The organism is Ramlibacter tataouinensis (genome assembly GCF_027941915.1).
Lineage (GTDB): Bacteria > Pseudomonadota > Gammaproteobacteria > Burkholderiales > Burkholderiaceae_C > Ramlibacter > Ramlibacter tataouinensis_C.
The window spans coordinates 3,069,125-3,093,444 of the sequence record NZ_CP116009.1 but is presented as its reverse complement, the minus strand read 5'-3'; the positions used below and the strand labels follow the sequence as shown (position 1 = coordinate 3,093,444).

21 protein-coding genes are annotated in these 24,320 nt (G+C 64.3%); 2 read left to right on the top strand and 19 right to left on the bottom strand.

All coding sequences use genetic code 11. The features are described from left to right. Positions 1-35: 35 nt before the first annotated feature. Together asnB (PE066_RS14770) and PE066_RS14765 are read left to right on the top strand one after the other, a co-directional pair. Positions 36-1,907 (top strand): asparagine synthase (glutamine-hydrolyzing), encoded by a 1,872-nt coding sequence (asnB, locus tag PE066_RS14770; RefSeq protein ID WP_271233289.1) that lies wholly within the window; start codon positions 36-38, stop codon positions 1,905-1,907. Further along, positions 1,904-3,427 (top strand): glycosyltransferase family 4 protein, encoded by a 1,524-nt coding sequence (locus PE066_RS14765; RefSeq protein WP_271233288.1) that lies wholly within the window; start codon positions 1,904-1,906, stop codon positions 3,425-3,427. Before asnB (PE066_RS14770) ends, PE066_RS14765 begins: the two co-directional genes overlap by 4 nt. Here the strand turns inward: PE066_RS14765 and PE066_RS14760 are convergent. From PE066_RS14760 to PE066_RS14670, 19 genes are all read right to left on the bottom strand, one after another. Beyond that, positions 3,371-4,729: a hypothetical protein gene (locus PE066_RS14760; RefSeq protein ID WP_271233287.1), complete on the bottom strand. Its 1,359-nt coding sequence runs from the start codon at positions 4,727-4,729 to the stop codon at positions 3,371-3,373. The two genes, PE066_RS14765 and PE066_RS14760, sit on opposite strands and share 57 nt — an antisense overlap. An 8-nt stretch (positions 4,730-4,737) precedes the next feature. Then, positions 4,738-5,562 carry a class I SAM-dependent methyltransferase gene (locus tag PE066_RS14755; RefSeq protein WP_271233286.1) on the bottom strand — a complete coding sequence of 275 codons (825 nt, stop codon included), beginning with the start codon at positions 5,560-5,562 and terminating at the stop codon, positions 4,738-4,740. Positions 5,563-5,565: 3 nt separating this feature from the next. After that, positions 5,566-6,357, bottom strand: a complete 792-nt coding sequence (locus PE066_RS14750; protein WP_271233285.1) for an ABC transporter permease — start codon at positions 6,355-6,357, stop codon at positions 5,566-5,568. Beyond that, positions 6,354-7,502 carry an ABC transporter ATP-binding protein gene (locus tag PE066_RS14745; RefSeq protein ID WP_271233284.1) on the bottom strand — a complete coding sequence of 383 codons (1,149 nt, stop codon included), beginning with the start codon at positions 7,500-7,502 and terminating at the stop codon, positions 6,354-6,356. Before PE066_RS14745 ends, PE066_RS14750 begins: the two co-directional genes overlap by 4 nt. Continuing rightward, entirely contained in the window at positions 7,499-8,641 is a 1,143-nt protein-coding gene (locus PE066_RS14740) for an ABC transporter ATP-binding protein (RefSeq protein ID WP_271233283.1), read from the bottom strand. The genes PE066_RS14745 and PE066_RS14740 overlap by 4 nt, the downstream gene beginning before the upstream one ends. Positions 8,642-8,753: 112 nt before the next feature. Continuing rightward, complete coding sequence (locus PE066_RS14735) at positions 8,754-10,442, bottom strand: glycosyltransferase (protein ID WP_271233282.1); 1,689 nt, start codon at positions 10,440-10,442, stop codon at positions 8,754-8,756. 46 nt (positions 10,443-10,488) lie between these two features. Beyond that, positions 10,489-11,187: a WbqC family protein gene (locus PE066_RS14730; RefSeq protein WP_271233281.1), complete on the bottom strand. Its 699-nt coding sequence runs from the start codon at positions 11,185-11,187 to the stop codon at positions 10,489-10,491. Next, on the bottom strand, positions 11,184-11,708 hold the full coding sequence (locus PE066_RS14725; protein WP_271233280.1) for a GNAT family N-acetyltransferase: 525 nt from the start codon (positions 11,706-11,708) through the stop codon (positions 11,184-11,186). Before PE066_RS14725 ends, PE066_RS14730 begins: the two co-directional genes overlap by 4 nt. Next, a complete protein-coding gene (locus PE066_RS14720) occupies positions 11,689-12,408 on the bottom strand; it encodes a hypothetical protein (protein ID WP_271233279.1) in 720 nt (239 codons plus the stop codon). Before PE066_RS14720 ends, PE066_RS14725 begins: the two co-directional genes overlap by 20 nt. A gap of 4 nt (positions 12,409-12,412) precedes the next feature. Continuing rightward, on the bottom strand, positions 12,413-13,033 hold the full coding sequence (locus PE066_RS14715; protein ID WP_271233278.1) for a class I SAM-dependent methyltransferase: 621 nt from the start codon (positions 13,031-13,033) through the stop codon (positions 12,413-12,415). 236 nt (positions 13,034-13,269) lie between these two features. Next, a complete protein-coding gene (locus tag PE066_RS14710) occupies positions 13,270-14,157 on the bottom strand; it encodes an NAD-dependent epimerase/dehydratase family protein (RefSeq protein WP_271233277.1) in 888 nt (295 codons plus the stop codon). Further along, complete coding sequence (gene asnB / locus PE066_RS14705) at positions 14,157-16,028, bottom strand: asparagine synthase (glutamine-hydrolyzing) (RefSeq protein WP_271233276.1); 1,872 nt, start codon at positions 16,026-16,028, stop codon at positions 14,157-14,159. Before asnB (PE066_RS14705) ends, PE066_RS14710 begins: the two co-directional genes overlap by 1 nt. 57 nt (positions 16,029-16,085) lie before the next feature. Then, entirely contained in the window at positions 16,086-17,075 is a 990-nt protein-coding gene (locus PE066_RS14700; protein WP_271233275.1) for an NAD-dependent epimerase/dehydratase family protein, read from the bottom strand. Between the two features lie 4 nt (positions 17,076-17,079). Continuing rightward, a complete protein-coding gene (locus PE066_RS14695) occupies positions 17,080-17,967 on the bottom strand; it encodes a class I SAM-dependent methyltransferase (protein WP_271233274.1) in 888 nt (295 codons plus the stop codon). Between the two features lie 12 nt (positions 17,968-17,979). Continuing rightward, positions 17,980-19,074, bottom strand: a complete 1,095-nt coding sequence (locus PE066_RS14690; protein WP_271236587.1) for a DegT/DnrJ/EryC1/StrS family aminotransferase — start codon at positions 19,072-19,074, stop codon at positions 17,980-17,982. Between the two features lie 50 nt (positions 19,075-19,124). Then, positions 19,125-19,703 (bottom strand): acyltransferase, encoded by a 579-nt coding sequence (locus PE066_RS14685; RefSeq protein WP_271233273.1) that lies wholly within the window; start codon positions 19,701-19,703, stop codon positions 19,125-19,127. After that, complete coding sequence (locus PE066_RS14680) at positions 19,703-20,758, bottom strand: Gfo/Idh/MocA family protein (protein WP_271233272.1); 1,056 nt, start codon at positions 20,756-20,758, stop codon at positions 19,703-19,705. The genes PE066_RS14685 and PE066_RS14680 overlap by 1 nt, the downstream gene beginning before the upstream one ends. A 17-nt stretch (positions 20,759-20,775) precedes the next feature. Continuing rightward, positions 20,776-22,059 carry a nucleotide sugar dehydrogenase gene (locus tag PE066_RS14675; RefSeq protein ID WP_271233271.1) on the bottom strand — a complete coding sequence of 428 codons (1,284 nt, stop codon included), beginning with the start codon at positions 22,057-22,059 and terminating at the stop codon, positions 20,776-20,778. A gap of 126 nt (positions 22,060-22,185) precedes the next feature. After that, complete coding sequence (locus tag PE066_RS14670; RefSeq protein WP_271233270.1) at positions 22,186-24,174, bottom strand: SDR family oxidoreductase; 1,989 nt, start codon at positions 24,172-24,174, stop codon at positions 22,186-22,188. Positions 24,175-24,320: the final 146 nt, after the last annotated feature.

Sequence of the window (24,320 nt, the reverse complement as noted above, 5' to 3'; positions counted from 1 at the left end):
AAAGGTCGTTCGCCGGTATGTGCGGATTTGTATGCATGATCGCCCCCAGGGCAGACCTGCCCGATCACGTCGTCATTGCCATGCGCGACCGGCTGGCGCACCGCGGCCCGGATGGCCATGGCCTCGAGATCCGACACACGTCCGCCATGAGCGTGGCGCTGGCGCACCGGCGGCTGTCCATCGTGGACCTCAGTGAGGCCGCCTCGCAGCCCATGGCCAGCGCTGATGGGCGCCAGCTGATCGCATTCAACGGCGAGATCTACAACTTCGTCGAGCTGCGCAAGGAACTGGAGGCGCAGGGCGAGACCTTCCGCTCCCGCAGCGACACCGAGGTATTGCTGGCCGCCTACCGGCGCTGGGGTCCCGACTGCCTGCAAAGGCTGAACGGCATGTTCGCGTTCGCCGTCTGGGACGAGGTGCGCCAGCAGGTCTTTATCGCGCGGGACCGCTTTGGCGAGAAGCCGCTGTTCTTCGCACGCCCCGCCGGCGGTGGGATCGCGTTCGCCTCCGAGATAAAGGCCCTTTTGGCGCACCCGGGCATTGCCTTGGGAGTGGATACGGGCACTCTCGAGCGCTATGCCGCCGGTCAGTACCACGAGGACGGCGAGGCGACGCTGTTCGATGGCGTGCGGCGCGTACCCCCTGCCACTGCCCTGCTGCTGGACACCGACTCGCGCCTGTTGCGCCAGTGGAGGTACTGGACGCCCGACTACACTCAGGTCGACGACGGGCTGGGCCTCGAGAGCGCCTCCGACCGCTTCCTCGAGCTGCTTCAGGAGAGCATCCGCAAGCGCCTGCGCGCCGACGTGCCGGTGGGCAGCAGTCTTTCGGGCGGCCTCGACTCGTCGATGATCGTCTGCACGCTGGCCGACATGCGTACAAAGGGCGCGGCCTTCGAGCAGCACACTTTCTCCGCCCGCTTCGACCAGGACCCGACTCTCTCCGAAGGCGAGTACATCGACATGGTGGTCGAGCGCACAGGCGTGCATCCCCATGCGGTTTCGCCCGACCCGGCCACCTTGATGGCCGAATCGCGCCTGCTGCACTGGCATCAGGAAGAGCCGTTCCTTTCCGCCTCGATCTACCTACAGTGGTGCGTGGCCCGACTGGCACGCGAGCACCGCACTACCGTGCTGCTTGACGGCCAGGGCGCCGACGAGGTCTTGGCCGGCTATCAGTACTACTTTCGCACCCACCAACTGGACTTGGCGGACCGGCTGCAACTGCGGGAGCTGCTGCGCACCACGCAGCTGTTCAACAGCCGCCTGCGCGTGGCCAGTGACCGCTACGCCAATAGTCGCCGCCGCTTCAATCACCAGATCGCCATGTCGGTGCCGCAGTTGCTGCGGTCCATTGTGCGACCGTCGGGCCTGTACGCTGGCCCGTATGAGGTGGGGGTGCCACCGCCGCGGCGCGGCCAGCGCCTGCGCCGCCAACTGGCTGAGGCATTGCAATACAACTCGCTGCCGCAGCTGCTGCGCTATGCGGATCGTAATGCGATGGCTTTCGGGCGCGAGGGGCGGCTGCCCTTCCTCGACTACGACTTGGTCGACTGGTGCATCCGGCTGCCGGACCGGGCCTGGATCCACGACGGCTGGCAGAAGTACGTGATGCGCAGCGCGGGGGAAGGTTTGCTGCCGCCGGCGGTGCAGTGGCGGGCCGACAAGGTCGGCTATGCGGCCCCTTTGGACGTTTGGTTGCGCGGACCCCTGAAGGAATGGGGGCGCGATCGCCTGTTCGACACCCGCCTGTCCGGCGTGCCGGGTTATGACCGTGCCGCACTGGAGGCCACCTGGAACGCGCATCAGGCCAGCGAATCCGACAGCTCCTGGGCGATCTGGCGTTGGATCAGCCTGTCCGAATGGCTAGGCCTGCACGCGGACGGCAGCTGGAGGCACGGGGCATGAGCAACCGCACGCGCGTGGCGATGCTGGTCAACAACGACTGGCGCATCGACTCGCGCGTGATGCGGGAGGCCGCGACGCTGGCGGCCGCCGGCCACGAGGTGCATGTCGTGTCACGCGTAACAGCCCCCGGCGCACCACTGAGGCATGGGGAAGTGCAGGTGCACGAGATCGCGCAGGCGGCGTCCATTCGGCGTCACCCCGCCGGTGTACTGGCGTTGTGGAGGCTGCATCTACAGGTCGCCGGCGCTGCCCGGCGTAACCCGAACGGTTCACGCGCATTTCTGGCAGCGTGGGCATCGGCAGCCGTGGCTGCCGGCATCGCACTGCTGGTGCTGGTGCTGTTACCTCTCCTGGCCCCGCCAGCTGCGCTGCTGCTCCTGGCACGGCGGCGCTACCGGCGCTCGCGCTGGCGTGAGCCGGCCACGCAAGCGCAGAGCGGGTTGCGGGCCATGCTGGTGCGCAGGGCACTGGGCACCGTGCGCGCGCTGATGGCTGGCACTTTGGGTGTCATCCTGCCTGAGCACGTTCGCTACCTGAACGGATTCGGGGTCGACGGCCTCGGCCGTGTCCTGGACCTGTCGCCGGACGTGGTTCACGCACATGACCTCGTGACGCTGTCAACCGGTAGGGCGGCGGCGGTGGCGAGCGGCTGCCGCTTGGTCTACGACGCCCACGAGTTGGAGACCCACACCAACTACTGGAGCCTGGCGGCGGCCACGCATCGCTGGATCGCCACGTACGAGAGCTCACTCATCCGCCGGTGCGACGCCGTGGTGACGGTGTGCGACAGCATCGCCGACTGGCTGGCCGCGCATTACGGAATCGAGCGTCCGGTGGTGGTGCTCAATTCGCCCGACTTGCAGGGCGCGGCAGCCAGCCCCTTCCGCTCGGTGCGCTCGGACCTGGGGCTGGCGCCCACGGTACCGTTGGCCGTCTACGTGGGCGCGGTAAGCATTGACCGCGGCTTGCCGCAGTGCGTGCAGGCCGCTGCGCAGGTGCCGGGCCTGCACTTGGCCCTGGTGGGGCCAAGGGATGCCACCGTGGCCGAGGAACTCCGCGCGCTGGCGCGGCTGCTGGCGATCGAGGACCGCGTCCATCTGGTCGACCCGGTGCCCTCAAGCGAAGTCGCGGGCTACGTGGCCAGTGCCGACTGCAGCTTGATCGCGATTCAGAACGTTTGCCTGAGCTACTACTACTGCTTCCCGAACAAGCTGCTGGAAAGCGTCATGAGCGGGCTGCCGGTGGCTGCCGCGCGGCTGGCGGAGTTGGAACGCTTCCTCGACCGATTCCCAGTCGGCGTGCTGATGGACGAGCGTGAGCCCGCCTCGATCGCGCAAGCCATCCGCACGCTGCTGCAGGACCCGGGACAGTACCGGCCTGGGCCGGAGGTGCTGGCAACAATCCGGCGCGACTACGGCTGGCCCGCGCAGCAGAGCCGCTTGCGCGCGCTGTACGACAGGCTGTCAGGTGCGCCGTCGGCGCCGCCACATGATCCGCTGCATCATTCGAAGACCGGGTAGCAGGACGCCCCGCACGATCGGCCGCAGAACCGGACGCAGCGGCAGCGGCACGAAGGCCCAGCCGGCTACGGCCATGCCCCGCCATCTCTGCGAGCGAACTGGCGCTGTGACGACCCTGAAACGTAGGGGATGGGTGGTCATGGGTGCCGGCCGGTCGAACCATCCATCGGGATGGTCGGGTTTCGTAACGATCACACCATCAGCGGTGGACGGTGGCAGAGAACGCAGCGCCGACTCCATCTCGCTGTCGACCCAACTTACCCATTGCGGGAATCCATAGCGGCCAGAGCCGATGACGTCCTGCCACGCACGCTCGGCCATCGCATCGACGTAGGCGTCGTCGCGAAGCAGCGCAACCACCTCGGCGAGGTTGCTCCCGTCCTTGCGCAGCGCGATGTAGTGGCGGCCGGGCTCAACCACGCCTGAGTACGACCCTTCGAAGAGGACCAGCACCGTGCGCGAACTGATCGCCTCGAACACGCGAGGCGATACCTGGTTCATCAGGCCAGGCAGTTCGCGCGGCTCCACTACGGTGCGGTAGACCTGCTCGTCCCCAACTCCGGGATGAGCGTCGCGGTAGGCGGCGATCCGGCCCTCCAGGTCCCCTTCCCAATCGAACACGTTGGAGCCGCTTTCGGAGCCGAGCATTGCCCGGCACGAGACCATGAAGTCGTACCAGGCCGGCCCGTAGATGCGGGACTCCTCATCCCATGCGATGTCGCAAGGAACCGCATGTTGCTGGCACCACGCGCGCACCATACGCCCTATGCTCACCTTCTCGAAGCCGAGTTGTCCGTAGCGCAGTGGCAGTGGCCGACCGCGGTAGCCAATCAGGATGGAGCGAGTCGAGGGGGGCGGCACGTTCCGGGCCGCGCTCAGGGACTCGGGCACGTACCCCGTGAGATTGCTCACGAAGCGCACGCCGGGAAATTCCGCCGGCGGATAGACCGTGGCGATGTGAGCTTGGGGAACGACGGTGAATACCAGTTGAAAGCCCAGCCGACGGATCCAGTTCCAGGTGCGGTGGGTGTTGTCGTACTCGTCCTGGATGAACAGGGCTTTCAAGCCCACATAGCCCGCCATGGCGCTGGCGAGGGAATCGGAGATCTGGTCGTACGGCAGCCGCAGGCTGTAGTGCACAACAATCGCGTCGAACCGCGTCAAGTCGACGTGGAACGCGGTCGCCGCGTCGTGGTGGCAGAAGAAGTAGCGATGTCTCGAGAATCGCTCGAGCGAGTTCAGATGCTCGAAGACCGTGTTGGTGAACGTCTGCGTGGAGTGGTACAGGACAAGGACGTTCATCCGGCCTCTCACTTCACAGCGTGGATATAGATGTCCAACCCATACCTGCGGCCGCGAGTGGCGAGCATTTCGGAGCGCTTGCGCACCACGACGCCATTGCGCACCTCGTCGTCGCAGTTCTCCTTGGTGCAGCTCACGCTTTGGTAGCGCGACATCATCCGGTGAATCTGCCGCACGGAATAGAACTGCGTCTCGGGTGCGGCCTTGCCGCTGGTGTCGGTGTCGTAGGCGGCGCGCTGAGCTTCGGTGCTGCTGGGGTTCTCGCGGATGCCGAGTAGCTCACGAGTCATTGCCGAAAGAGTCTTGGCCGGGTAATCGTTCCACTGGCGCCAGGAGAACCGGTTATAGAGCATCAGGTATGCATGGCCGCCTGGGCGCAGCACCCGGTAGGTTTCGTCCAGGCAGCGCTGCGTGTCTCCGGTGTGATGAAAGCAGCCGATCGAGACCACGCAATCGAAGCTCTCGTCCGGAAACGGGCACTGAAGCATGCTGCCCTGGACGGCCCGCCCCGGCAGTGCGTTCTGTGTCAGCCGCGAGTTGACCATCTCGACCGGGCCGCTCGCAATGTCCAGGCCGCTGTACCTGGCGCCGGCCTCGGCGATCTTCTGCGACAGCGTCCCGTAGCCAAGGCCGATCTCAAGCACGTCCTTGCCACCCATCCCGTGGACCGGCACGTGACTCAGCAAGTAGGGGTAATAGTCCAGGTACCAATCATCGAACTTGCGCAGCGACTGCGGTGAGCCGTCTTCGATGTTCAGCATCCGCGCAAGGCTTGTTCCACACAGTGTGTCCCAGAACTCGGCGTTCTGTGCGTCGATCTCAGCTTGTTTCATGTGTCAGAGCAAGGAGGAAAGGCTGCCCTTGAGGCGGCGGAACAGGATGAGGTTGAAGCTGCCGATGAGCGCCGTCAGTGCGGCGACGTACGTCCACTGGCTCCAGTGCGGGACGACATGGAACATCAGCGGTTGCCGGACGAACTCGGCCATCAAGAAGAATGGATTCCACTGCGCCACGTTTTTCAGCAAACTCGGCATTGCCTCGACCGGGTAGAAGATGGGTGAGGCAAACAGCAGGATCAACAGCAGGTTGGGAAGGATCAGCGCGAAGTCGCGGACGAACACGGTGAACACGGCAAGGCCCACCCCGAGCGCCGCCAGGAACGCGAAGCTCAGCAGCACACCCGGTATGGCAGCCAGTGCGTGCCAGGTGGGGGCGTTGCCGTCAACCGTCAGCAGCACAAGTGCGAACACGATGCTGATGGAGAGCGGCACAAGGCCCAGCATGCTGGATGCCAGCGGCAGGCATTCGGTCTTGAACGCCATGTTCTTCACCAGTCCGCTGTTGCCGGTGACAGACTGCGCCGCTGAGTTGAGCGACTCGCTGATAGCCAGCCAGGGACCGTAACCGGCGATCAGCCAGGTGGCATAGGCCAGCGTGGTGTCCGCACCCGGCAGCTTCGCCTTGAAGACGAAACCGAACACAAAGGTGTAAGTGGTCAGCATCAGCACCGGGTTGAGCACAGCCCATACGGTGCCCAGGCGCGAGCCGAGGAAGCGGTCGCGCAGGAACATCCGAAAGAAATTCCAGACGGTGGCCGCGTCGCGGCGATCGAATCCGAACAGGGTCATGGAGCCAGGGGGGTGATGTCGCAGCGCGCAGGGACAACCAGAATGGGTCGGCCTCCCTTCAGCGGGTTTGGATTGAGCACTTCGAACACTGTCGAGCGGGTCGCCGCGGGCCTCCCGTCGCACTCGAGGTCGATCCGCAGCTTGAACACGCCGGCATTGAGCGGCAGGTACCCTAAGTCGACCCGGAGCTCCCGCTGCCCGGCCGCACCAGGCTCCAGATCCATGCCCGAGTCGAGGACATCCAGCGCGTCCAGGCGCTCCACCCGTAGCCTCACATGCACCGGCAATCCTGCAGGGGCGGTTAGGCGCACGGCCACGGCAGCCGGCTCTCCGGTCTGCAGTGACAGCGCGGCAATGCCTTCGTGGCCCAGCATGTCGAGGGACTCCACACGGAATCCCTCGCGCACTGAAACGTCGGTCACTTCGCGCCGGAAGCGTTCGAGAAGCAGCGCCTCGTCGGCTCGATGGACTTCGTCAAGGTAGGCCTGCGTCACCTGGGCGGGCGGACCGTCCATCCGCACCCGGCCCTCGTCCATCCAGATGCAGCGCGTGCACATCTCCTGGATGGCGCGCATCGAATGGGACACCAGAATCAGGATCCGACCACGCGCGGCCAGTTCGCGCATCTTGGCGGTTGCCTTCTCCGAGAAGCGAGCGTCGCCCACGGACAAGGCCTCATCCACGATCAGGATCTCCGGCTCGATGTGGACGATCGTCGAGAACGCCAGGCGGGCCTTCATGCCGGTCGAATAGGTGCGCACCGGCCGGTCGATGAACTCACCCAACTCAGCGAAGTTGATGATGTCGTCGGCGAGCGCCGCGGTCTGCTCACGGGTACGCCCCAGCAGCTCGCCTTCGACCTCGATGTTCTGCCTGCCCGTCAGGTCGTCGCGCAGCCCCATGCCCAGCGTGAAGATGGCGGTGACCTGGCCTTGAACGTCCAGCCGCCCACCGGTGGGCTGCGCGATGCCGCTCACCAGCTGGAGCAGAGTCGTCTTGCCCGCTCCATTGCGACCGATGAGGCCCACTCGCTCGCCCTCGGCAATGTTCAGGCTGACGCCATCAAGCGCCATCTTGGGGGCAACGCCCTGTCCGAGGTCGTAGGCCTTGGCAAGCCGCTCAGCCTGGATGTGCAGCGCCATCATCGGGCCACTTCCGTCCAGCGCACCGCGAAAGGCGCAATGCCGCCTCCGGGCTCGCCGTCCACCGCCAACGTCATCGCGTTGCCGTAGGTCCAACCACGCACATCCAGGGTCTCTCGCACGCCGGACGAATCCGGCGGTGTCGCCAGGAATACGTTCAGGGTGTACTCGCCGGCGCGAAGTGGCAGTGCCTCGATGCGCACGGTCGCCCGGTAGCGTCCGGGAGAGCTGGCCACGGGCTGGAACTCGGTCAGGATGACGGGCTCCCAACCCGTTCCGAGCTGCAGGGCCTCGATGGACACAGCGAGCTCGACCGGGCCCGGCGCCAGGATCTCGAGTTCGAGATCGAGGGCGCACGCGCGACCGCTCGACGCCTGCAGCCGCTCACCCGGCGCGGCAGCCAGCCGTGCGCGGTCGGCGGCGGGCCGAGGCAGCTGCAGGTAGTCGGCGACCACGCGGTCCGATCGCCCCTGAAGCAGGATCCGGCCGCGCTCGAGCACCTTCGACTCGCGACACAGCCGGATCACGGCCGACCAGTCGTGGGTGACGAGCAGGCCCGACGCACCGCTGGCCAGCCGCTCGCGCATGCGGGCCCAGGACTTGGCCTGGAAATGCTCGTCGCCCACGGACAGGATTTCGTCGATCAGGTATATCTCATGGGGGATCGCCGTTGCTGTCGCAAAGTACAGCCGGGCCGCCATGCCGGCCGAGTAGGTCCGAATCAGCTGATCAAAGTAGTCGCCCAGCTCGGCAAACTCCCGGACCTCGGCCACGACGGCCTCGCGCTGGGCCCGGGAAACACCGAAGAGTTGCAGATAGCGGTTGGCGAACTCCCGGCCGGTCAACTGGGTGTTGCCGAATCCACCCATCTCGAACAAGCCCGCGACATGGCCGTTCAGCGCGATCGCGCCTGAATCCGGCGAATAGATCCCGCCGACCAGCCGCAGCAGCGTGCTCTTGCCGGCGCCGTTGCGCCCCAGCACGCCGACGACCTCGCCCTTCGGCACGTCCAGGCTGATGCCATCGATGGCGGTGAAGCGCCTCTCGGGCGGCAAGCCTGTGAGCAGTTCCCGGACCCGTAGCCGACCTGCCTTCGGAAAGTGCTTCGTAATGCCTTCTACAGAAACGGCCAGTTGCGGCATCGGCTGGGGCGTGTGTCAGAGGTCAGGGGTGAATGCAGGCAGGTACAAGGCATGCTCGGGCACGCACCGCACTGGGTGCCCCTTTCCCGTCACCGCAAAGAAGAGCCGGATTCTAGTCACCCAGCCGAGCCGTCCGCCCAGCCCCATGCGCCGTCTTGCGCAGCAGCGGCTCGCCGGCAATCAGCCGGCCGTAGATCTCCTCGAACTTGGCTGCCGCGACCGGCGCGGAGTGCCAGCGCAGCATGAATTCGCGGCTCCGGCGGCCGATCTCGCGGCGCTTGCCTTCGTCGCCCATCAGATCGACCAGCACGCTCTCGACGGTCTCCGGAGTCGCGCTCACGATTGGCAACTCATCCGCGTAATCGGGCAGTTCCTCCCGCAGACTGTCCAGCCATTCAGGCCGGATGAAGCAGACGACGGGCTTGCCCAGCATCATGGCTTCACGCGCATTCGCGCCGAACCAGCCGAAGGTCAACATCTCCAGGAAGATATCCGCCTGCGCCTGGATGAAACGAACGTCCTTGTTGGGGACGCCGGTCGGCTCCAGCAGCTCCAGGTCCCAACCCTCGTCCCTGAGCTTCTGTAGCAACGGAAGGTACACGTGGGAGGACTTGATGTTCACGCCTTCGTCGGTGGTGCGGTCCTGCTTGTTCCCGATCGCGTGGTAGAGCAGCAGGGTCTTTTCGGAGCGCCGCTCGATCCGGAACGGTTCGGGGATGTCGAGGCCCGGCTTCCACATATCCGGATCGAGGCAGTACACCCAGGGCGATTCGTGGACCCGCGGATCGTCGTTGAAGTCGACCCGATTGCCTCCCAGCAGGCACTGGTAGTCGCTCACTGAGTTGCGAAATCGGCCCCATCGCAGATTGAGCTCATCGCTGCACACCGCAGGTTCATTTCGCCAGCGGCAAATCGCACACACGGAATCCGGCCCCCACCGCGAGAACGCAGTCTGCGACACGCCGTCGAGACAGCCGTTGTTCGTGTAGGCGACCTTCTTCCCGAGTTCCTTCAACAGGTAGATCTCGCCGCGCTCGCCAAACAGCGGTGTCACGATGGATGCAAGTGCCGACCCGAAGCTGATTCCGTGGGCATTGCTGAAGTGGAAAACGTCGTAGCCGTAGAGTGCCTGGACGAAGAATCGCAGCATCTGCAAATCTTCTTCGGGGACCCCGACATAGCGGAAGTCCTCCCCGTGGTAATAGATCTGGGAGGCCGGATTCGGGTCCCAGTTCAGCACATCCGCCCTCCAGCCAAGCTTGCGCAATTCGCGCGAGAGATACCAATGGTTGTAGTAGCACTGCCCCGAGTACAGCACGCGTCGTCCGGCACAGAGCTCGAGCATCTGGCGGACCAAGGCGCTGTTGTCCCACAGGAACCGCAACTCCGTCGTCAGATCGTTCTTGCCCTCGTCACCTGTCACAACGGGGGGCAAACCGGCGTGCTTGCGCACGATGGATCGGACGCGCTCGGAGAGATCAAGATTGGGCAGCAGGCGAGAATCCTTCTGCGCCTTGGCGCGCTGCAGTTCGCCCAGCAGGTGCGCATGGCCCGTCGTAAAGGCCACCTGGCCGCTTACGGTACGGTGCAGCTTGTCCATCAGGACTTCCGCGTGTCCTTCCAAGGCCTTCATCTGGTCGGCCTGCATGGCCTCGAGCCGCCGCAGAGCACGCCTAGCCGACGCCTCGACGACACGGACGGCCGGCTGTGCCACCGATTTCAGCACCGGGGCCGCCAAGCCTTGCAGCGCAGCAGCGGCCTTCTTCAGCTTTGCGCTGCACCAGCGTGCCCATTGCTTCATGACTGGAGTGGCGTCCTTCGCGCCGTGCGGGAGCGTGCAGCAGTCGTCATGCAACTCCCATCACCTTTCTTGTGCCGTCGATTCCGCAATTCATGAGCGCGTCGATGACCGACAGACCAGGGACGAAGTCGCCGCAGCCTGCCTGCGGATAGCGCGGATGCTGGAAATCCTGGTGGCGGACCTGGATGCCCGCGTTCACGAACAGCTCGTCCTGTTGGTAGTCCTGCGCGCCGCCACCGGTGAGGTAAATGTCGCACCCCACGTGCCGACACAGCGATATCAGGCGCTCATTCGATGCGGTCTCAACATGGAAGCTGGAGGAAAGCACGAAACTCCGCTGCAGGCCGAGCGCTTCGCAGATGGCCCGGATAGCACGCAGGTTGTACGCCGCAAGCATCGGCTCTTCGTTGCGCACCAGTGGCTCGATCAGCTCCATGGTCTCCCGAAAGAAGCGGGCACTGCCATAGTTCATGGTCAGGCTTCGCATCAACTTCTCGCGCCAGGGCTCCTGCGCCCAGGAGAGTTCATCGATCTTCGCCGTGCCGTGCGCCGGCCTGCGGACGGGCGCCGTGACCCAGCGCGGCTCGCCCGCCAAAAGCAGCTTCACCCGATTCGACCAGTTGCTGCCGGTTTTCTGGTACTGGACGTCGTCCAGCACGACAAAGACATCGCATTGCGCGATCTTGTCGAAGTAGCCAAGCCAGGGGAAGAAGTTCGGCTGGTGAATGGCTGTGACGCGGCTCATGACGCGAGCACTGCCATGCCGATCAGATCCACGAAACGGCCTTCGATAAAGGCGGCTTCTCGCAACAGCCCTTCTCTCTGGAAGCCACATTTCACATAAGCCCGGATCGCTCGCTCGTTGTCTGCTCGAACCGTGAGTGCGATACGGTGCAATTTCAGCTGGGTCATGCCGAAGTGAACAAGTCCACGTACTGCGTCCGTTCCCAGACCTCGGCCTCGTGCCGCCGGCTCGCCAAGCCGGATCTGCAGGTCCGCACTCCGGTGCAGAGGCGAGATGTTCAGGAGCTGGCAACTGCCCACAAGCGCTCTGGTGTGTCGCTCCATGATCCCGAATATCGCAATGCTCGTTGAAGCGCGGACGCGCTCGAACCAGCGTTCGTGAGCTTCACGCTCCACCGGCGCGAATGGCGCATTGAAAACGACGGTGTCATGGTCGTTGATCCAACGGAAAAGCGCATCGGAATCCGCGTCGGTCAGCGGCCGAAGAACCACCGAACCTTCTTCAATAGTTGGGACGTCCATAGGCCCTTGTCACCTCGTCGTACCAACCTCCCATCCGCCTTGCGTACCCATCGATGGCGCGTTGCAAGCGTTGCTTTGGCGTCAGCGATTGCGGGGTCCACCATTCCGGGTGCACGAGGATTTGCAGCCGTGGGTACTTCGACGAATCAAGAATCTCTTCCCAGTTCTCGAATCTCCAGACACCATTTGAGTCCGAAAGGTACTTGTAGCCAAGCCGCATCTGCTCGGAGTAGGCGTTTACCATCCCACATACCACGTGCTCGGACGGAAGTCGGGACTGAAAGTCTCCCGCCAAATGGAAGCTGACGGCTTCGACGGACCTTCCGAACTCGATCTCCAGTAGCCGTTTCTCATGCTGGAGAAGCGGCGCCAGCTCTTCTGGCTCGTACTCCATGGAAACATCGAAATGCAGGCCGATTGCATGGCCAAAATCAAGGATTTGGCGAACAACCGCCTTGCTTTCGGGATGGAGCAGGTTGTAGTAAAGGCTTCTTGGAAACAGGAAATACGTTGCCCGAATGCCGAGAGAAGCTTCGATCTTGGCGAGCGCCAGAGCGCGCTGCAAGGAGGTATCGAGGTCATGGCGCAGTATGACGTGCGGCTGCTCCGGAGCAGTCAAGTACGAGGCGAAGGCATATTGCCGCTGGGTAAGCTCCAGCAGCCGCCGATATTCCTCTTCCGTGAAGTTCTGCGTTTCCATCTACTCACTTCTTAATCGCAGTCATGTAGACGCCGAATCGATGGGTATTTCCCTTCCAGACGTACGCATCGACTTGCTCAACTTCGAATCCGTCGGCCAGGACTGCCTCGACTTGCGCGCCCCTGAAATGATGGAAATGTGCAGTGTCCGTATACAGTTGCGCCTTGTCGGTCCACAACAAGGTAGCGAGATACAGGCGCCCACCTGGGCGGAGCACCCTGCGCGCCTCCGCTAGCGCCAACTGGTAGTCGAATACATGGTCTAACGACGTCTGGAAGCCGACGCCATCAAAGCTTTGGTCCGCGAAGGGCAGGAATTCACCCAGCCCGCAAACCCGCAGCCCCTCGGAAGAGCCGGCTGAAGGCTCCAGGCCGACGTACTGAACCTGGTCTGCAAGCATGCCCCGGCTGAGGAAAGCGTCGTCGCAGCCCACATCCAGAAATGTCCCGCGCGCGTTGCTCAGGAGTTTGCTCGCACGATGGAGATGCCGTCCGTACCACAGGTCCGCGTAGTCGAGGTTAGTTGCGCCCGACGATTTCAGGAGGCCGAAGGCACAGTACTGCTCAATGGGCAGCAGATCTGGGAATCGGTCGAGCAACCCTGGCTGGGACAGGGCCGCCCTCACTCGGTCCATCTCACATGGGAACAAGTGCGGATTGCCTCGCACAATGGGGTACACGCGACCATTGGCCGTCAGGTGGTCGCCTCCACTAACAAGCGGCCCTTTTGTAATTGGATCGCGCAGAAGGTGGAGCAGCTCGTCAAAAGGCATGAACTGCCCGCACCTGCCGCGCTCCCGGACCTGCTCGACCGCCAGCGATTCCGAGCTATCCTGAATTGTCAGCTCGCGTCCACAAAATCTCACTCTCTTGGCTCCTGAGCGAATGACATGGCGATCCCTTTGTCCAGCGTGATTTCGGGCGTACCCAGCTTCTTCAGCATTAGGCTTGTGTCCGCAAGGAAGCGAGGAGGCCGCTCATCGGTGGGGACGACCTTCGCACGAGTCCCGACAGCTTGCTCGAGCGCGCCGACCAACGCACGCAACGTCATGTCCTCCAGGCCGGCCACGTTGGTCACCCCTCCCACAGAAGACTCAAGGGCGCGAATGGTCAGCGAGGCGGCATCTCTGGCATGGATCGGATTCAGCCAAGGCCCTTCGCCCCCCGCGAGTTCTATGGCTTGTCCCGACTTCATCTTTTCGATCAGCCTGGGAAAGAGGAAGTCTGGCCTCTGTGTCCGGCCATACACGAAGAAGTACCTCAGTACATCTATTTTCAGCAGGCCACCGAACGCCACGAGCAACTCCTCACAGCGCGCCTTGGTCGAGAGATAGAAATTCAGCCTCTCTGGCGGCTGCCGGCCCGAACTCTCGGTGATTCGCTCGAGCCCGTGCGCGGGTCCGCAGATTCCCCCGGATGAGCCGAGGATGAATCGGTCGCAACCGCTGTTCACCGCCCACTGGCACAGCGCAACGGGCGCAGAGATGTTGACTGCCACCGCATCCGTGGCATTGCCTGGAAAAGCGTTGTGACTTGCGGCCTGCGCAAGGTACACGATCGCGTCGAAGTGCTCTCCACGCAACAGACCCTCTAGGCTATGCGGTTGCCTCAAGTCACCGACGATGACGCGACCATCAATGCCCTTTGCGTCGCGGGACAACATCGTGACCACATGTCCCAGTGTCCTTGCCTGGCGGACAACCTCGGAGCCGATCAGTCCGGTTCCTCCAACGACCAGCAGCTTGGCCATCAGGTCGCTGCCTCGAAGTCGCTGTGCTCCAGGCAGAGCAACGACCAGATCAAAAGGCGCCGGTTGCGCTGGCCGGTCATGTGTTCATCCAACAGCCTTGCGACAACGGCGGGATTGAGAACCTCGTTGATCTTTGCGGCTGGTCGAAGAAGACAACGCTTGACGTACTCAAGGCTCTCGCCGCGGAACCAACTGGCATCCGGCGCGGAGAAGCCTTGCTTGGCCGCTTGCGTGACAACCTTAGGCATCCACTCTTCCACCGCCTGACGCAGGATCAGCTTGCCGTCGTGAGTCTGCTGGAAGAACTGCTCCGTCTTCGGACCCGCCATGTTCTCATCGATTCTCTCGTTGTGACGCGCAGCGAGCTTCATGGAAACCGGTAGCGTCATGGCGTAGTCGACAAGATCGTTGTCAAGGAAGGGAACTCGCGACTCCAGGCCGTGCGCCATGCTCAATTTATCCTCGACCACCAGCAATCCGTGAAGGAACGTCTTGGCCTCGAAGTACAGAGCGCTGTTCACATAGTCTGCTCGCGTGCGCAGGCGCGCCGGGTGCGAACCGAAGACGCTCTTGAACAAGTCACGGGTGTCGACGTGCTTGGCTTCCGACCATACTGGAGCCAGAAGTTCCGGCATCAGCTCCGGCGGCACCAGGCGCTGCCAATATCCATAGTAGCCATCGACGTAGGAGTCGAAGTCGGCGTCCGATTCAGGCGTGTAGTAGCGCCACGGATAGCCTCCGAACAACTCGTCGCCGCCCGTTCCCGTCAGCACGACCTTCACGAACTTGCTCGCGAGGCCTGCCACGTAATAGTTTGGATAGGACTGGCCGACCCGGGGCTCACCCATGTGACGCATCAGCTTGGGCATGACTCGCTCCATGTCGCCCGACTTCAGCACCATTTCATAGTGCTCGGTCTTGTAAAGGTACGACATGTGCTCCGCGCGCTCTCGCTCATCGAACGCCACCTCGATGCCGTTTGCCGAGTGCAGGTCAAATCCACACGTGAAGCTTTTCAGGTAGGGAAGTTGCCGTGCCGCAAGCGCAGTCACACAACCGGAGTCGATGCCCCCGCTCAGATACGCGCCGACCTCCACGTCACTGACCAGTTGCCGGCTGACTGCTTGGTTGAGCAGTAGGCGCAGACGCTCGCACGTTTCAGCTTCGCTGCCCACTTCGTGTTGCTCAACAAAGTTGAAGTCCCAGTACCGGTTGACAACAAGTTCGCCTTGCTCCGGCGAAATGCTTCCCCAGCAGCCGGCAGGGAACATCCGGACGTCTCTATAGATCGTCCTGTCCGAAAAGAAATTTTGGAATGTCAGATACTCAACCAGGCCGTCCACAGCCAAACCCGAGCCAGCATTGGCATGCTGCGTGATCGCCACGGGCTCGGAGGCAAACAAGAATTCGCCTCCTTTGTGGAAGGTGTACAGCGGCTTCACTCCGTACCTGTCCCGTGCCAGGAAGAGACGTCGTTGCGCGCGGTCCCAAATTGCGAACGCGAACATCCCGTTGAATCGCTGGACGGCTCCAGGACCCCATTGCTTGAATGCCTCGAGCAGGACCTCCGTATCACTCGCTGTCCGGAACACGCGGCCTAGCGAAATCAGTTCCCGTCGCAGCTCACGGTAGTTGTACAACTCGCCGTTGTAGACGACCGTGAATCGACCGCTGGGATCCGAGAACGGCTGCGCGGCTGCCGGGGTGAGGTCAATGATTGCGAGTCGACGATGGGCAAACCCGATCGGGCCTTCGACATATCTGCCCTCACCATCGGGCCCGCGGTGCGCCAACGCGCGCCCCATCCGGTCGACAGCCATAGGGTCAACCGTCGAGCCATCCAGCTTCAGTAGACCCGCAATGCCGCACATATCAATCCAGTGTGTCTGCCACACCCATCGAGGCTGCTAGCCAGCCGTTCGGCGCCACTAGGCAAGCGCACGCCGCACTTCCACTTCGGCAATATGCGCCTTGCGCCAGGCAATCAATTCTTCCAACCCGGTTCTCAGGTCCATCCCAGCTTCAAAGTCGATCTCCGCCTTGGCGCGCCTCGGATCCCCGATACGGTTGCGCACCAGAGTGGCTTGGCTCCGAGGTGCGTAGTTGATCCCGTACTTGCAGCCGGTGAGTTCCACCAGCATCTCGGCGAGTTCCTTCAACGAGGTGCGGATGCCCGTGCCCACGTTGTAGCAGCGGTCAACCACGTCGGCCTTCATCGCCGCCACGTTAGCCCGCCCGCAATCTTGCACCGCAACGAAGTCGAACGCCTCGGTGCCGTCACCCAGGATGGTGGGGCCCTTGCCGGCGTCGATCGCGTCGAGCATCTTCATGATGACCGCGATGTAGGCACCCCTGTAATCGGCACGCGGACCGTACACATTCATGTACCGAAGGCCGACGTACGGCAGCCCATAGCGATGGTGCAGAGCCCGCGCCATCGCCTCGCCGCAGATCTTGGTCGCTCCGTAGAAGTTCTTGTTGTTGAACGGATGATCCTCGTCCATGGGCTCCTGGACGGCATCACCGTAAACGGAAGCCGAGGAGGAGTAGACCAGGCGCTTGACCTTGTGCTTGACGCACGCTTCCAGCACGTTGAACGTGCCACCCACGTTCACCTCGAAGGCAGAGCGCGGGTAGTCGTGGCAGTGGAGCAGCCAGAGTGCCGCAAAGTGGAACACCCCGTCCATGCCTTCCATTGCGGCATCCAGGATGTCGCGGTGCAGGATGTCCCCCCCCAGCGGGAACACCTTCACGCGAGGGTCCTTCATTGCCTGCGCCAAGTTTTCAAGTCGGCCGCGCGTGAAGTTGTCGAAGATGCGGATTTCTGCGACGTCTTCCTTGATCAACTGGTCGACCGTGTGCGAGCCGATCAGCCCGGCACCGCCGATGACAAGAAGCTTCTTTCCGTTCAGGTCCATGGTGTTAGGTGTTGGCGCGGACACCCCGGACTGTGATGCCGTAGGGGTCCACGTGTTCATGGATGATGTCCACGCCCTCGCGCGCGAACCACTCGCGCACCTCGGCCAGCGTGTGACGCGTGGCTGTCTGGGGGTGGTACCAGTCGTAGTTCACCAAGTCATTTGCCTCGGTGCTGAGTTCGGGATTCCAGAAGCACTTGGCAAAGGCGTTATAGATCAGGCGTTGCACGTCGTACTCGCCGGCTTCGATCCCCAAGACTTCGACATCGGGAACCCTGATCTTGGCGTTCAGGTCCGAGAGTGCCTTTCCGAGTTGCGTGACCTGCGCGCACAGGCGCATCGCCTCTTCGTATGGAAGGGCAGCGATCTTGCTGCGCACGTAGTCGTCGGTCAATTCGCGTACCGGCGCCTTCACTTTGTAGACGTAGATCGCAATCTCGCCGCCCGGCTGCAGCAGGGCACACAGGTTGCCGAACGACTTAGCCGGGTCACTGGTGTGGTGCAGGACTTCCTGGCAGTAGATGTAGTCGAAACGGCCGAGTCGGGTCAGGTCAGTCGTAAGGTCGGCCTGACCGAACTGCATATTGGGCGCATCGGCGAGATTGCCTCTGGCTACTTCATGTGAGACGAGGTCGACTCCGACCACTTGCGTGCTTTGCGGGTCAGTGCATCGGCGCAGAAGAGCCGTCACCCGCCCATTCCCGCAGCCTGCGTCCAGAATTCGCCCTCGGCCACGCAGTGAATGCCGCAACGCGTCCAGGCTGCCCCATCCATTGCGCTCAAGAATCCAACGCAGGATGCTCGAATCCTCCCGGAGGGTTTCAGCGAAGACCAGATCCGTGTTCCGGTGCCACTTGTCCCGGAAGCTTCGCGCCGTATTGTTTGTTTCCATCCGAGGCGTCGCTCAGATTGCAGCGACCGCCACCACCACGCGGTCCATCTGCTCTTCCGTCAGATCCGCACTCATCGGCAGGCTGATCACCTGCTCCGCGGCCCGATGGCTGTGCACGGTTTCCGCCGCCGATGCGTCGTCGCGGTAGGCCGGCTGGCGGTTGAGCGACAGCGGGTAGTGCACCGCCGTCGGAATGCCCTGCTCGGCCAGCGCCTTCTGCACCGACTCGCGGTCCTCGACGAACACGGTGTACTGGGCCCAGACGCAGTCGCGGTCGGGGCGCACGGTCAGCAGCTTGACCTTGGCGCCGGCTTGCTCCAGCTTCTGCCGGTACTGCTCGCCCAGCGCCAGCCGCCGCTCGATCTCCCACTCGAAGCGCTCGAGCTTGCCCAGGATGACGGCGCACTGGATGGTGTCCATGCGCCCGCCCACGCCGATGCGGGTGTGGTAGTAGCGCCGCTCCTGACCGTGGGTGCGGATCTCGCGCAGGGTTTTGGCCAGCGCGTCGTCGTTGGTGAAGATGGCGCCGCCGTCGCCATAGCAGCCCAGCGGCTTGCTCGGGAAGAAGCTGGTGCAGCCGAGGGTCGAGACGTTGCAGCTCTTGCGGCCCTTGTAGGTGGCGCCGAAGCTCTGGGCCGCGTCCTCGATCACGGCCAGGTTGCCGTGCTTCGCCGCAATGGCGTTGATCGCGTCCATGTCGGCCACCTGACCGTACAGCGACACCGGCATGATGGCCTTGGTGCGCGAGGTGATCTTCGCTTCGATCTTGCTGGCGTCGATCAGGCAGGTGTCGGGCTCGATGTCGACGTACACCGGCGTGGCGCCGGCCAGCACGATCATCTCGGCGGTGGCGGCAAAGGTGAACGGGGTGGTGATCACCTCGTCGCCCGGGCCGATGCCCAGCGCCATCAGCGACATCAGCAGCGCCTCGGTGCCCGACGCGCAGCTGATGCAGTGCTTGGAGCCGGTATAGGCGGCAAGCTGGGCTTCCATCTCCGCCACTTCCGGGCCCAGGATGTACTGGCCGTGGTCCAGCACCTTGTGGATGCGCGCGTCGATGCTGGTCTTGAGCGCCTGGTACTGCGCCTTCAGGTCGATGAACTGGATCTTGTCGGGTGCGGATGGTTTCAGCACGGCATTCATTCTTTCGATTCCCCTCAGGCTTGCAGGCTGCAGACGCCGGCACGCAGGACATAGCGCTCGCCGGTATGCGGGCAGACCGTCTCGGCGTCGCCCGTGAGCGGCAGGTCCAGCCGCTCACCGAAACGGCTCATCCAGCCCGCCTGGCGGGCCGGCACGCCGACCATCAGCGCGAACGCCGGCACGTCGCGGTTGACCACGGCGCCGGCGCCGACGAAGGCGTACTCGCCGATCGTGGTGCCGCAGACGATGGTGCAGTTGGCGCCCAGGGTGGCGCCCCGCTTCACCAGCGTGCGGCGATACTCGTCCTTGCGCGTGACCGCCGAGCGCGGGTTGTACACGTTGGTGAACACCATGCTGGGGCCGCAGAACACGTCGTCTTCCAGCGTGACCGCGTCATAGACCGACACGTTGTTCTGGATCTTGACGTTGTCGCCGATGGTGACGTCGTTGCCGACGTAGACGTTCTGGCCCAGCGAGCAGCGCTGGCCGATGCGCGCGCCCGGGCTGACGTGCACGAAGTGCCAGACGCGGCTGCCGTCGCCGATCTGCGCGCCTTCGTCGACGATGGCGGAGGGGTGCGCGGTGTAGCCCATCACAGCTCCAGCGGCAGGCTCACGCGCACGCCGTCGCGCGCCGAGCGGTAGGCCGCCACCAGCACCTCCAGCGACTTCAGGCCTTCCCGGCCATCGACTTCGGGCTCGGCCTGGCCGCGCATGACGTCGATCACGTTGCGGTAGTACAGCGGGTGGCCGAAGCCGTAGACGCTGGTGGTTTCGTAGCTGGCGGCCTTGACGGATTCGTCTTCCGGGCGCTTGTCCTCGAACTCCCAGTGCTGGATCTCGTTGACGGCCACGCCGCCCACGCGCACGGTGCCCTTCTCGCCCAGGATGGTGATGCTGCCTTCCAGGTTCTTCGGGTACGTCAGCATGGTGACGTTGAGCGAACCCATCGCGCCGCTGCGCCACTTGCAGCTGAGCACGCCGGTGTCTTCCGCCTCGATGTCGCGCGCCAGGGTGCCGGTGTAGGCGTGCAGGCTCTCGATGGGGCCGATCAGCCACTCGAGCAGGTCGACGTAGTGGCTGGCCTGGTTCATGAAGGCGCCGCCATCGAGCTCCCAGGTGCCGCGCCACTTGGCCTGGTCGTAGTAACCCTGCTGCGGCCGCTGCCAGAACACGTTGAGCGTCACCATGTAGATGCGCCCGAAACGCTTCGCTTCCACCGCCTGCTTCAGCAGCTGCAGCGTGGCGTTGCGCCGGTTCTGCTTGACCACGAACAGGCGCACGCCGGCTTCGTCGCAGGCGCGCACCATGCGCAGGCCGTCCTCCCAGCGGGTGGCCATGGGCTTTTCGCTCAGCACATGGAAGCCGGCCTTGGCGCACAGGATGGCATGCGCGGGGTGGATGCCGCTCGGCGTGGTCAGCACGATCACGTCGGCGTTGGTGTCGGCCAGCAGCGCCTCGATGTGGTCGTACCCCTTGGCGCCGGTTTCCTTGACCGCCGCCTGCAGCGCCGCGGGATCGATGTCGCACACGCCCACCAGCTCGGCGTCGTCGCCGTGCTGGCGGATGGAGCCGATGTGGTTCTTGGCGATGCGGCCGCAGCCGACGATGGCGAAGCGGACCTTGCGGCCCTGGATGGCGTTCTTCATGGGGAAAGCTCTCGCGCTCACAGCCGCCACACGGTGAAGCCGGCGGCTTCCAGCTCCGCGCGCGGGAAGATGGACTTGACGTCGGCCAGCACCGGCCGCTCGCAGCGCACCAGGGCGCGCAGCTCGGCCGGTCTCATGGCCTTGAACTCGCGGTGCGCCACCGCCACGATGAGGGCATCGACCGGGTTCTGCGCATCGATGCGCCCCAGGGCGATGCCGTACTCCTCCTGCACCTCGTGCGGGTCGGCGTGCGGGTCGTGCACGACCACCTCGGCGCCCCAGTCGCGCAGCTCGCGCACCACGTCTGCCACCTTGGAATTGCGGATGTCGGGGCAGTTCTCCTTGAAGGTGATGCCCAGCACGCCGACCCGGCAGCGCGGCACGTCCTGGCTGTTGCGCAGCATCAGCTTGATGGTGCTGTGCGCCACGAAGCGGCCCATGTTGTCGTTGATGCGGCGCCCGGCCAGGATCACCTGCGGGATGTAGCCCAGCTGCTCGGCCTTGTGCGTCAGGTAGTACGGGTCCACGCCGATGCAGTGGCCGCCCACCAGGCCGGGGCGCGAGTGGATGAAGTTCCACTTGCTGCCGGCGGCCTCCAGCACTTCGAGCGTGTCGATGCCCATGCGCTTGAACACCACCGCCAGCTCGTTCATCAGCGCGATGTTCAGGTCGCGCTGGGTGTTCTCGATCACCTTGGCGGCCTCGGCCACCTTGATGCTGCTGGCGCGGTGCACGCCGGCGGTGACCACCGAGCCGTAGACCCCGGCCACGACATCCAGCGTGCGGGCGTCGGAGCCGGAGACGATCTTCTTGATCTTGGTGAAGGTGTGCTCGCGGTCGCCCGGGTTGATGCGCTCGGGGCTGTAGCCCACCGTGAAATCGGTTCCGAACTTCAGGCCCGACACCTGCTCCAGCACCGGGATGCAGTCTTCTTCGGTGGCGCCGGGGTAGACCGTCGATTCATAGACCACGATGTCGCCCTTCTTCAACGCCTTGCCGACCGAGCGCGAGGCGCCGACCAGCGGGCTGAGGTCCGGCTTGTTGCCCGAGTCCACCGGGGTGGGCACGGCCACGATGAAGAAGTCGGCCGAGCGCAGCTCATCGACGCTGTCGGTGAACAGGATGTCGGCGCGGGCCAGGTCGGCCGGGGCCACCTCCTCGGTGCTGTCCCTGCCGGCCTTCAACTCGGCGATGCGCGCTGCCTTGATGTCGAAGCCGACCACCGGGTGGGCCTGGCCGAAGGCAACGGCCACCGGCAAGCCCACGTACCCCAGGCCCACCACTGCGATTTTTCTGTCCATTCCAGGGGGAGAGGCCGCCTCACGCGGCCTTCTTGATGACGTGCAGCCGACGATTATGGCACTGGCGCAGAAAGCTCTTCGGCGTGAAATGCAACGGAATCCAGCACGGTCTCGGGCAGCGCCATATCAGAAGTGAATCCCCCGCATCATCTGCTGCAGCGCCACCGCTTCGGCCGACAGCTGCGGCTTGGCGCCATCCTTGACGCCCTTGGCTGCCGGTGAATCGGGGAACATGCGAAAGCTCGTGTTCATCACGATCTGGGCGATGCGCGGCACCAGGGCGTGCAGCAGCTGCCCGGTGATGCCCAGCCGGGTGGCGATGCGCACCGGCTTGGCGATGCAGGCTTCGGCGATCATGTCGGCCGCCTCCTCCGGCGCGAGGGTGGGCACGTTGTTGTAGATCTTGGTGGGCGCGATCATGGGCGTGCGCACCAGCGGCATGTTGATGGTGCTGAAGGTGATGCCCTGGTCCTGGTACTCGCTGGCGGCGCAGCGGGTCCACGCGTCCAGCGCCGCCTTGCTGGCCACGTAGGCCGAGAAGCGCGGCGCGTTGGTCAGCACGCCGATCGAGCTGATGTTGACCACATGGCCGCGCCGCTTGGCCACCATGGCGGGCAACAGGCCCATGGTGACCCGCAGCGCCCCGAAGTAGTTGAGCTGCATGGTGCGCTCGAAGTCGTGGAAGCGGTCGTAGCTGGCCTCGATGGCGCGGCGGATCGACCGGCCGGCGTTGTTGACCAGGAAATCGACGCCGCCATGGTCGGCGATCACCTGCTGCACGAAGCGGTCGCAGTCGGCCATGTCGGCCAGGTCCACCGGATAGGCGATGAAGCGGTAGCCCTTGGCCTGGGCTTCGGCGCAGGCTTCCTGCAGCTTCTCCGGGTCGCGGCCGCAGATGAGGGTGATGGCGCCGGCCTCGGCGAACTTGTGCGCCGCCGCCAGGCCGATGCCCGAGGAGCCGCCCGTCACCAGCACCACCTTGCCGCCCACGGTGCCCTTGAGGCTGCGGTCGATGTGCAGGTCGGGGTCGAGGTGGCGCTCCCAGTAGTCCCACAGGCGCCAGGCGTAGTCCTTCAGGTTCGGGCAGGCGATGCCGCTGCCCTTCAGGGCGGCCAGCGTTTCACGGCAGTCAAACCGCGTCGGGTAGTTGACGAAGTCCAGCAGGTCCTCGGGCACGCCGAGGTCCTTCATCACCGCCTGGCGGATGCGGCGCACCGGCGCCACCGCCATCAGCCCCTTCTTCACGCCCTTGGGGATGAAGCCCAGCAGCGCCGCGTTGACGAACAGGTTCATCTTGGGCGCATGGGCGGCGCGCGCGAAGATGTCCAGCACGTCGCCCACCCGGTAGCCGACCGGGTCGACCAGGTGGAAGCACTTGCGGTCGATGTCGGGCTTGTGGCTGATGTGGTCGAGCGCATCGACCACGAAGTCCACCGGCACGATGTTGACGCGGCCCCCTTCCAGGCCGACCGCCGGCATCCAGGGCGGCAGGATCTGGCGCATGCGCTGGATCAGCTTGAAGACGTAGTACGGGCCGTCGACCTTGTCGGTCTCGCCGGTGTGGCTGTCGCCCACCACCATCGCCGGGCGGTACACCGTCCAGGGCACCTGGCACTCCTTGCGCACGATCTTCTCGCTCTCGTGCTTGGTCATGAAGTACGGGTGGTCCAGGTTCTCCGCTTCCTCGAACATGTCTTCGCGGAACACGCCTTCGTACAGGCCCGCTGCGGCGATGGACGAGACATGGTGGAAACGGCCGGCGGCGATGGCCCTGGCGAACTCCACCGTGTTGCGCGTGCCTTCGATGTTGACGGCGACCTGGCTTTCCGGGTCGGCCGCCAGGTCATAGACCGCGGCCAGGTGGAAGAAGTGGTCGATCGTGTTCTTGAGCTGCTTCACGTCGCCCGCGGCGACGCCCAGCTTCTTCGCCGTGAGGTCGCCGTACACGGGGATGGCGCGCGAGGCCGGCACGCCCCAGTGCTCGCGCAGCGCCGCGACCTTGGCCTCGCTTTCCTTGCGGATCAGGAAGTACACCACCGAGCCCTTGCGCTCGAGCAGCTTGCCGACCAGGCGCTTGCCGATGAAGCCGGTCGCGCCGGTGACGAAATAGTGCATGGGATGACCTCCGGGTGGGCGGCGCGGATGGAGGGCGCGCGCGGGCTTGCTGCAAAGGATTCTGGTGCAAAGGCCAGGCGCAGAGATTCCGCGTTAACCCAAAGACGCGGCGGATGGCGCGGCCGCATTTAGGAGCCCGCGCCTAC

Excerpts from the sequence above, each read along its gene's own strand:
- asnB (WP_271233289.1), top strand. The coding sequence starts at position 36 with ATGATCGCCCCCAGGGCAGACCTGCCCGATCACGTCGTCATTGCCATG.
- PE066_RS14765 (WP_271233288.1), top strand. The coding sequence starts at position 1,904 with ATGAGCAACCGCACGCGCGTGGCGATGCTGGTCAACAACGACTGGCGC.
- PE066_RS14760 (WP_271233287.1), bottom strand. The coding sequence starts at position 4,729 with ATGAACGTCCTTGTCCTGTACCACTCCACGCAGACGTTCACCAACACG.
- PE066_RS14755 (WP_271233286.1), bottom strand. The coding sequence starts at position 5,562 with ATGAAACAAGCTGAGATCGACGCACAGAACGCCGAGTTCTGGGACACA.
- PE066_RS14750 (WP_271233285.1), bottom strand. The coding sequence starts at position 6,357 with ATGACCCTGTTCGGATTCGATCGCCGCGACGCGGCCACCGTCTGGAAT.
- PE066_RS14745 (WP_271233284.1), bottom strand. The coding sequence starts at position 7,502 with ATGATGGCGCTGCACATCCAGGCTGAGCGGCTTGCCAAGGCCTACGAC.
- PE066_RS14740 (WP_271233283.1), bottom strand. The coding sequence starts at position 8,641 with ATGCCGCAACTGGCCGTTTCTGTAGAAGGCATTACGAAGCACTTTCCG.
- PE066_RS14735 (WP_271233282.1), bottom strand. The coding sequence starts at position 10,442 with ATGAAGCAATGGGCACGCTGGTGCAGCGCAAAGCTGAAGAAGGCCGCT.
- PE066_RS14730 (WP_271233281.1), bottom strand. The coding sequence starts at position 11,187 with ATGAGCCGCGTCACAGCCATTCACCAGCCGAACTTCTTCCCCTGGCTT.
- PE066_RS14725 (WP_271233280.1), bottom strand. The coding sequence starts at position 11,708 with ATGGACGTCCCAACTATTGAAGAAGGTTCGGTGGTTCTTCGGCCGCTG.
- PE066_RS14720 (WP_271233279.1), bottom strand. The coding sequence starts at position 12,408 with ATGGAAACGCAGAACTTCACGGAAGAGGAATATCGGCGGCTGCTGGAG.
- PE066_RS14710 (WP_271233277.1), bottom strand. The coding sequence starts at position 14,157 with ATGGCCAAGCTGCTGGTCGTTGGAGGAACCGGACTGATCGGCTCCGAG.
- asnB (WP_271233276.1), bottom strand. The coding sequence starts at position 16,028 with ATGTGCGGCATTGCGGGTCTACTGAAGCTGGATGGCTCGACGGTTGAC.
- PE066_RS14700 (WP_271233275.1), bottom strand. The coding sequence starts at position 17,075 with ATGGACCTGAACGGAAAGAAGCTTCTTGTCATCGGCGGTGCCGGGCTG.
- PE066_RS14695 (WP_271233274.1), bottom strand. The coding sequence starts at position 17,967 with ATGGAAACAAACAATACGGCGCGAAGCTTCCGGGACAAGTGGCACCGG.
- PE066_RS14685 (WP_271233273.1), bottom strand. The coding sequence starts at position 19,703 with ATGGGCTACACCGCGCACCCCTCCGCCATCGTCGACGAAGGCGCGCAG.
- PE066_RS14680 (WP_271233272.1), bottom strand. The coding sequence starts at position 20,758 with ATGAAGAACGCCATCCAGGGCCGCAAGGTCCGCTTCGCCATCGTCGGC.
- PE066_RS14675 (WP_271233271.1), bottom strand. The coding sequence starts at position 22,059 with ATGGACAGAAAAATCGCAGTGGTGGGCCTGGGGTACGTGGGCTTGCCG.
- PE066_RS14670 (WP_271233270.1), bottom strand. The coding sequence starts at position 24,174 with ATGCACTATTTCGTCACCGGCGCGACCGGCTTCATCGGCAAGCGCCTG.